We start from the raw sequence: 7,555 nt of genomic DNA, 5'->3' as shown, positions 1-7,555 counted from the left end.
CGTGTCGACTTCCCCGATGATGAGTCCATGCGCATCAGCCACGAAGCGATCTACCAGGCGCTGTTCATCGAGGGCCGTGGCGCGCTCAAGCGGGAACTGGTCACGTGTCTGCGTACCGGCCGGGCACTACGGACTCCGCGGGCACGGTCGCAGAACAAGCCGCAGGGGCATGTCACCACGGACGTCGTCATCAGCGAACGCCCCGCCGAAGCCGGGGACCGCGCGGTCCCTGGACACTGGGAAGGCGATTTGATCATCGGGACGGGCCGCTCCGCGATCGGCACGCTTGTCGAGCGCAGCAGCCGCTCCACGCTCCTGGTGCACCTGCCCCGGCTCGAAGGCTGGGGCGAGAGTCCGCCGGTGAAGAACGGCACCTCGCTCGGGGGCTATGGCGCGATCGCGATGAACGCGGCGCTCACCACATCGATGACGCATCTGCCCGAGCAGCTGCGCAAGACTCTCACCTGGGACCGGGGGAAGGAGCTCTCCGGCCATGCCCAGTTCGCTCTCGATACCGGGACGAAGGTGTTCTTCGCCGATCCGCACTCGCCCTGGCAACGGCCGACGAACGAAAACACGAACGGGCTGCTTCGTCAGTACTTCCCGAAGGGCACCGACCTGTCCCGATGGTCCGCCGAGGACCTCGAAGCCGTCGCCCTGGCGATCAACAACCGGCCCCGAAAAGTCCTCGGTTGGCAGACACCGGCCGAGGTCTTCGAGGAACAGCTACGCTCGCTACAACAGCCCGGTGTTGCAACGACCGGTTGAACTCACCCAGTACACGTCCATCAAACTCACAACACGTCTGATGCGGGCGGGAATCGAGGCATCCATGGGATCGGTGGGTGACTCGTTCGACAACGCCCTGGCGGAGAACCTGTGGATGCTGGTCAAAACCGAGTGCATCCGCGGCCGGGTGTTCGCCACCAGAGCCGAGGCCAACCTCGCGCTCTTCGAGTATCTCGACGGACCCTGTTGCCCAATTGGGTGACTCTGACGTAATCATCAGTCGCGTGACATGCCCCTCCTGAAGTGTGTGGTGCAGAGCGGTTCGAGGGTGTGAAGCCGGGGCGCCCGGCCGCGAGGACTGGGGGTGGTGCGGTGTCTATGCGGCCGGACTCAAGGGCGGAGGTGCCCGCGGTGACGCGGGACGTGGCGCGTGCTGCCTTCCCCAAGGGCTGTCTGGCGATGAGGATCCGTGAACGCCTCGGCCCGCTGTTCGCGGACGAGGAGTTCAAGGAGGCATTCGGGGTTCGAGGGCGCCCTGGCGTCTCGCCTGGCCAGCTGGCGCTGGTCAGCATCCTGCAGTTCGCCGAGAACCTGACCGATCGCCAGGCAGCACACGCGGTACGGGCCAGGATCGACGTGAAGTACCTGCTGGGCCTGGAGTTGACCGATCCCGGCTTCGACCACACCGTGCCGACCGGATTCCGGGACCGGCTACTCGCGCACGGTCTTGAGGAGAAGATCCTGGACCTGCTGCTGGAGCGGCTCACCGGGATGGGACTGGTCGCCTCCGGCGGACGGCAGCGCACCGACTCGACACACGTCCTGGCCGCAGTTCGGTCCCTCAACCGCCTGGAGTTCGTCGGGGAGACACTGCGATCCGCGCTGGAAGCACTCGCCGCCGCGGCGCCGGACTGGATGCGCACGTCGATGGACCCCGCCTGGCAGGAACGGTACGGAGCCAGGGTCGATGCCTACCGGTTGCCGACGGAGGAGCGGGAGCGGCGCGAACTCGCCCGGCAGATCGCCGCCGACGGTTACCGCCTGCTCGAAGCCGTCTTCACGCCGAAGGCGCCGACATGGCTGCGTCAGGTGCCCGCCGTGACAGTCCTGCGCACCGTGTGGGTGCAGCAGTTCACCCGCACGGTCGCCGACGGTGAAGAGGAGGTGGTCTGGCGGGGGAAGAACGATCTCCCGCCGAGCAGAGTGCTGATCACCTCGCCCTATGACCCCGATGCCCGGTACGCGAAAAAACGCGGATCCGCCTGGGTCGGCTACAAGATCCACGTCAGCGAGAGCTGTGACGACCCCAAACAGTCACAGCGCCCGCACCTGATCACCCACGTCGTCACGACCGACGCCACGGTCAACGACGCGATGGTCGTCGATGAAGTCCACGACCGTCTCACCAGTAGAGGTCTCCTGCCGGCGGAGCACCTGCTGGATGCCGGGTACACCTCCGCCGAGCTGCTGACCGCACCGGTCTCCCGTGGTGTCACCGTTACTGGGCCGGTGCGGTCGAACAATACCCGGCAGGCGGCCCGGGGCGGCGGCTTCGGCAAGACCGCCTTCGCCATCAACTGGCAGGCCAAGCAAGCCGTCTGCCCGGCCGGTGCCACGAGCAGGTACTGGACAGAAGGCGTGGACAACAACGGCCGGGACCCGATTCGCATCCGCTTCGCGACCGCCACCTGCGCATCCTGCCCCGTACGTGATCAGTGCACCCGCTCCACCCAGTACGGACGGCAGCTGACCGTCCGCCCACAGGACCAGGACGCGGTGCTCGAACGCGTTCGCGCCGAGCAGTCCACGGCCGAGTGGAAGCAACGCTACGCAGCCCGAGCAGGGGTGGAAGGCACCATCCACCAGGCCGTCGCGACTGCCGGAGTCCGCCGGACCCGCTACGTGGGCTTGGCCAAGACTCACCTCGCGCACGTGCTCACAGCTACCGCTGTCAACCTGATCCGCCTCGATGCCTGGTGGAACGAAATCCCACTCGCTTGCACCCGTACTTCGCGACTGGCCGCCCTCGACCTCGCAGCATGAGATCAATTGGGCAACAGGGTCCGTCGATGTACTCGAAGAGCGCGAGGTTGGCCTCGGCCCGGGTGGCGAAGGTGCGGCCGCGGAGACCCTCAGTCTTGATGAGCATCCAGAGGTTCTTCGCGAGAGCATTGTCGTACGAGTCTCCGACAGATCCCATGGATGCCTCAACTCCTGCCCGCGCCGGACGTGTTGTCAGCTTCACGGACGTGTACTGACAGCCGTGGTCCGCATGGTGAATCAGCTGGCCGGGTTCGGCCTCCCGGGAGGCGAGGGCGTACTCGCGGGTGGTCAGTACGAGGTCGGCGTCCGCGTGGGCGGCGGTCTCCCAGGACACCACCCGGCGGGAGAGCGCGTCTCTGATCGCCGACAGCCACAAGGGTCCCTCACCTGTGGGGATCATGGTGAGGTCGGTGACCCACAGCCGGTTCGATCTGTCGGCGGTGAAGTCGCGTTGCACGAGGTCGGGGGCGAGTTCGGCGTCCCGGTCGCGGCGGGTGAAGCCCTTGCCCGTTCGGCGAGGGCTGATCCCGGCGAGGCCGGCTTCGCGCATGAGTCGTTCGACTCGTTTGCGGCCTTTGATGCGCTTTCCGCGCAGGCCGCAACGATCCGGGCCCGCTCCGCCACACGAGCTGGGACGTGCCACACAGGGCCGCCGTACCTCATGTGTGATGAACTGTGGCCCGGTTTCGAGACGTTGATCTCGTCTCGAACAAGAGAGTGGGAGGGACCGTGGACCTTGGTGGGGGGACGTGGCAGCGACTGACCGCCGTGGTGCTCGTCATGGCGGTGGCGGCCGGGTGTACGGGGCAGGGCGAAGGCGCGGGCGGCGGAAACGACGAAGACCTGCTGCGGAATTACGACTGGACGCAGATGCCGGGCACCACCGTGCGGAACGACATCCTGCGGGTCAGCGCATCGGATCGGCACATCGTGGAGCAGGACTCCTCCGGCGGCCAGCCCAACCCCCCGCTGAACCTGGCCGGCCCGCATCTTAGGTCCGATGGCGACTTCACCGTCACCGCGCGCATGTCCGGTGTGGGTGACGATGCCGGCGGCTCATGGCTGCGGCTGTACGGACGGGTACCGGTCATCTACGACGAGTGGCGGCAGGAGCGGCCCTCACTCCGCGTCGGCGTGAGGGCCGACGGACGAGTGGAGGTACAGATATGGGACGGCGAGGGCGATGAGCCGGCCACCTCCAAGGACTTCGACTGCGGCTGCTCCGGGACGGTGACGCTCGCCGTGTCGAGCATCGGTGACACCTTCCGCGTGAAAGCCGACGGGCGGCGGCTGGGAACCGTGCAGGACCCGGGGGTGTTCGCCGAGGGCACTGTCTGGTTCGGTCTGGAGGCGGACGCGGCCGAAGACGAGCGCCGCGAGGGATGGCGTCTGACGCAGCTGATCGCGCGGGCAGAGAGCGGTGACTCGCTTCGCGTGATCAAGGCGCCGCAGCTACGCCAGGAGCAGTCCGACGACTCGCTGCGTGCGCGGGCCGCAGACGTGGGGCGGCCGTTCGACGTCGGCGCCGCTCTGGCCGAGAACCCGCTGCTCACCGACTCACGGTACCGGGCGCTCGCGGGGAGCCAGTTCTCCATGCTCACTCCGGAGAACGCGTTCAAGCCACAGTTCCTCCACCCACGCCGGGGCGTCTACGACTTCCGCGACGCGGACCTACTCGTACGCTTCGCCCGCGCGAACGACATGAAGGTGCACGCGCACACCCTCGTCTGGCACGAGGCTCTGCCCAACTGGATGCGGGAGAACGACGACCCCGAGGAGGTGCGCCGGACCATGCTCCGGCACATCGCCATGGTCGCCGGGCACTTCAAGGGAAAGGTCGCGGAATGGGATGTGGTCAACGAGCCCATGTCCGACGACGAGAAGAGCTACACCAACGGGGATCTCGGTCTGCGCTCCGAGCAGAGCCCGTGGTTCGAGGCCATGGGCGAGGAGTACATCGACGAGGCCTTCAGGGCCGCCCACCGGGCCGATCCGAAGGCACGGCTGTTCCTCAACGAGTACGGGGTCGAGGAGGAGGGCGAGCGGTGGGACGCCCTTTACGATCTGGTCAAGCGGCTCAAGGAACGCGGCGTACCGATCGACGGCGTGGGTTTCCAGAACCATGAGTACGCACCCGGCGACCGCATCGACCCGGAGACCTTCCGCAGCCATGTGCGGGATCTGGCGGAGCTCGGGGTTCAGGCGCGGGTGTCGGAGATGGACGTCCCCATAGGTGAGGACGAGGAGGACGGGCGGCAGATCCAGGCTGACGAGATGGCGGGCAAGCTGCGGGTCTGCCTGGAGGAGCCGAACTGCACATCGTTCTCCACATGGGGATTCACCGACCGGTACGGTTCCACCGCCGACACCAAGATCTATCCTCCGCGCACGGCCGATTCCCTGCCGTGGGACGCGGCTCTGCGGCCGAAGTTGGCGTACGAGCGCCTGCTCGAGGCCTTTGACGAGGCGTGAGGAATCAAGGTGCGATCTCTCGGTCTGGTGTCGGTGGTAGTGAGAGTCAGTAGTGCTGGTTTGGGCCTGTGGTCTTTCAGCGCTGGGGGTGATGCTGTCTCAGGTTCGAGAGTTTCTGATGCAGCACTGGACCCCGGGCCTCAAGAGACCCGGGTCCAGAACGACAAGAGCTGCATGACGGGCGGCTGTCACGTACGGATCTGTGAGAGCCGAGGGGTGAGAGCGTCACCTGACGCTCAGCCTCGCGCTTTCACGAGGTGGGCTGTCCGAGGGCACTGTCACGTTGGCTGACCGGGTGGGATGATCTTCGGGTTGATCACGTCGGGAAGGGTCGTCCGTGGGGGAGTGCGTCGCCGTCGTGCAAGGGGCATCGCTACCCGGTCGAGGTCATCTCCCACTGCGTGTGGCTGTACTTCCGCTTTCCGTTGTCGTTCCGCGAGGTGGAGGAGCTGATGCTCCAGCGCGGCGTCATCGTCTCGTACGAGACCGTGCGCCTCTGGTGCGCCAAGTTTGGTCAGGCGTATGCGAACGGACTGCGCAGCCGCCGGCCCCGGCCCGGGGACAGGTGGCATGTGGACGAGGTGTTCGTCAAAATCAACGGCGAGCCGAAGTATTTGTGGCGAGCCGTCGACTCCGACGGCAACGTCCTGGACGTCCTCGTGCAGAACCGGCGGGACAAGGCCGCCGCCCGGCGTTTCTTCCACCGTCTGATGAAGAAGACGCGTGCGGTGCCGCGGGTGGTGGTCACAGACAAGCTGCGCTCTTACGGCGCCGCCCACCGCGAGGTCATGCCCTCGGCCGAGCACCGCGCCCACAGGGGATTGAACAACCGGGCCGCGAACAGCCACCAGCCCACGCGGCAGCGCGAACGCGCGACGAAGGGCTTCCGCTCCGTCGGCGGGGCGCAGCGGTTCCTGTCCGCGTTCAGCGGCATCTCGCCCCACTTCCGGCCCCGCCGCCACCTGATGACAGCCTCCGACCACCGAGCCGAGACGACCGTCCGCTTCACCGTCTGGGACCAGATCACCGGCGCTGCCAGCCGGTCCACCACGGCCTGAAGACCCGCCCGGCCCCAGGGCCCATCACGCCCCGACGCGCCGCCAGACAATCACGCACCCAACAACGTGACAGTGCCGTCACCGTGGTTTGGTCCCGAAGGTGACCAGAGCGGCGAGTCCGGCGATGAGTGCCAGGAGTCCGAACAGCTGCGGGTAGCCGCCCAGTGGCGCGGCCAGTGCGGCGCCAGCGAAGGGGGCGAGGGCGGAGGCTGCCGTGGTGGGCGCGGCGAGCAGGCCGGACAGGTGGCCGTAGTGGGTGGTGCCCCAGCGGTCGGTGATGGCGGTGGCCTGGAGGAGGGTGAGGTTGCCGCGGACCATGCCAGCCACGACGGACAGCGCTACCAGCAGGCCGTATGGGCCGGGCACGAGCGCGAGGGCCGCTGTGGTCAGCGCGCCGAGCGCGATCAGTGCGGTCGTGCGGGCCGTTGTCCCGGTGTGGCGGACGAGGGTGGCGTACAGGGTGCGGCCGAGGGTCTGGCCGGCGCCGCCGAGGCCCAGTGCCCAGGCGGCCTCGGTGGTGGTGAAGCCACGTTCGAGCAGGAGCGGGACCAGAGCGACGACGACGGCGGAGACGGCGAACGCGGAAAGGGTCAGGGCGGCAGCCAGCATCCAGAACGGGCGGCTGCGTGCCACCGTGTCCGCGCCGCCGGTGGCGTGGGCGGGGGCCGGTGGTGCCTTCGGCCATGGTGCGTCGAGTGCGAGAGCGTGGGCGGGGATGGTGACGACAGCGAGGACCAGGGCGAGGACGGCGTAGGTCGCGCGCCAGGACAAGTGGTTGGCGAGCGCCGCGGTCACCGGGGCGAAGATCGTGGAAGCCAGGCCGCCGGCCAGGGTGACGACGGTGAGGGCGCGGATGTGGTCGGGGGCCCACCAGCGGGTGAGCGCGGCGAAGGCGGGCTGGTAGAAGGTCGCGGCCATCGAGAGTCCGGCGAGCAGCCAGCTGGCCACGAAGACCGGCAGGTTGGGGGCTGCGGCCACAGTGAGGATGCTCAGCACGCCGAGAACCGAGCCGACGGTCATCACGGTGCGCGGGCCGCGGTGGTCGATGATGCGGCCGACGCGTATGCCTGCGAGCGCGGAGACGAGCAGCGCGGCGGAGAACGCTGCCGTGGTCGCCCCGGTGGGCCAGCCTGTGTCGGCGGTGATCTGCGGGTTCAGTACGGGGAATGCGTAGTAGACGATGCCCCAGCCGGTGATCTGGGTGGCGCACAGCGCCAGGAGGGCGGCGCGGGGCCGCGACCGGTCCCCGGTTC

The 7,555-nt window shown here is 68.0% G+C and carries 7 protein-coding genes; 5 read left to right on the top strand and 2 right to left on the bottom strand.

Annotation, left to right across the window (positions count from 1 at the left end; translation table 11 throughout):
• From ACFXAE_RS35895 to ACFXAE_RS35885, 3 genes are all read left to right on the top strand, one after another.
• On the top strand, positions 1-768 hold a 768-nt coding region (locus tag ACFXAE_RS35895; RefSeq protein ID WP_384723827.1), incomplete at its 5' end, for an IS30 family transposase.
• Between the two features lie 64 nt (positions 769-832).
• Positions 833-991, top strand: a complete 159-nt coding sequence (locus tag ACFXAE_RS35890; protein WP_384723833.1) for an IS3 family transposase — start codon at positions 833-835, stop codon at positions 989-991.
• 149 nt (positions 992-1,140) lie between these two features.
• A complete protein-coding gene (locus tag ACFXAE_RS35885; protein WP_384723824.1) occupies positions 1,141-2,772 on the top strand; it encodes an IS1182 family transposase in 1,632 nt (543 codons plus the stop codon).
• Here ACFXAE_RS35885 and ACFXAE_RS35880 read toward each other — a convergent pair.
• A complete protein-coding gene (locus tag ACFXAE_RS35880) occupies positions 2,681-3,415 on the bottom strand; it encodes an IS3 family transposase (protein WP_384723821.1) in 735 nt (244 codons plus the stop codon). The genes ACFXAE_RS35885 and ACFXAE_RS35880 overlap by 92 nt on opposite strands.
• 86 nt (positions 3,416-3,501) lie before the next feature.
• Between ACFXAE_RS35880 and ACFXAE_RS35875 the strand changes: the two genes are divergently transcribed.
• Positions 3,502-5,244, top strand: coding sequence for an endo-1,4-beta-xylanase (locus tag ACFXAE_RS35875; RefSeq protein ID WP_384723818.1), 1,743 nt, complete (start codon positions 3,502-3,504; stop codon positions 5,242-5,244).
• 389 nt (positions 5,245-5,633) lie between these two features.
• The gene (locus tag ACFXAE_RS35870; RefSeq protein WP_384723830.1) at positions 5,634-6,302 is read left to right on the top strand and encodes an IS6 family transposase; all 669 of its coding nucleotides are present in this window, start codon (positions 5,634-5,636) and stop codon (positions 6,300-6,302) included.
• Between the two features lie 78 nt (positions 6,303-6,380).
• Here ACFXAE_RS35870 and ACFXAE_RS35865 read toward each other — a convergent pair.
• On the bottom strand, positions 6,381-7,555 hold a 1,175-nt coding region (locus ACFXAE_RS35865), incomplete at its 5' end, for an MFS transporter (protein ID WP_384723815.1).

Source organism: Streptomyces sp. NPDC059454, from assembly GCF_042749965.1.
Classification (GTDB): Bacteria; Actinomycetota; Actinomycetes; order Streptomycetales; family Streptomycetaceae; genus Streptomyces.
The sequence above is the reverse complement of the archived record's forward strand: the minus strand, read 5'-3'. Positions and strand labels throughout refer to the sequence as shown.

What these genes read in the sequence shown, in the direction of transcription:
- ACFXAE_RS35890 (WP_384723833.1), top strand. Translation starts at nt 833, where the DNA reads ATGGGATCGGTGGGTGACTCGTTCGACAACGCCCTGGCGGAGAACCTG.